We start from the raw sequence: 643 nt of genomic DNA, 5'->3' as shown, positions 1-643 counted from the left end.
CCGGCCTCCTGCCAATAGGATTCGATCAGCCGCTCGGCGGCGAGTTGGCCGATCCGCCACGCCGACGGCGTCGGCACCGCGCGGACATCGACCGCGAAGAAATTACGCCCCGTCGGCAGTACATCGGGCCTACCGCGGGTCGGCGCACCTGACGGCCCCGGCCGAATGAACCGCCCATCGAGCCCGCGCAGCAGCGCGTCGCGCTCGGCATCGCCCGACGCTTCGATCGCCGGACGCAGCGACGTGGCGATCCAGTCGAGCACGGGCTGAGTGTGAGGCAGAGACTGAGGCTGCGCTCCCTCTCCTCTTACGGGAGAGAGAGCCGATACCAATCGCAACGCCAGCGCTTCGACTCGCTCGACGGTGTCACCATGGGTCCGCCATGGCCGATCGCTCAGCTCGGCGAGGACTGTTGGGCGCGGTCCGGCATAGGGCACAGCCAGATCGCGGGTCAGTGGATCGAATTCGGTCCCGTCGGGGTTGGTTAGTCCGAGGTCGCGTGCCAGCGCGCGATGGAGCGAGGCATCCTGCGGCTTCAGTTCGGAGCGCGGCAGACACGCGATCGACACCAGCAGCTCGTCGCGCTGGGCGGCGAGCGGCGTGCGGCCGAATACGTGCAGACCGTCGCGGATTTGCATTTCCT

General features: G+C 68.3%; 1 protein-coding gene. It reads right to left on the bottom strand.

Going from position 1 to position 643, the window contains the following annotated elements:
- On the bottom strand, positions 1 to 643 hold a 643-nt coding region (locus tag DYI24_RS27445), incomplete at both ends, for a cobaltochelatase subunit CobN (RefSeq protein WP_205523724.1).

It is taken from the genome of Rhodopseudomonas sp. BR0C11 (assembly GCF_010820945.1).
In the GTDB taxonomy this organism is placed as follows: domain Bacteria; phylum Pseudomonadota; class Alphaproteobacteria; order Rhizobiales; family Xanthobacteraceae; genus Rhodopseudomonas; species Rhodopseudomonas palustris_H.
This window is presented reverse-complemented; position numbering and strand designations above follow the sequence as displayed.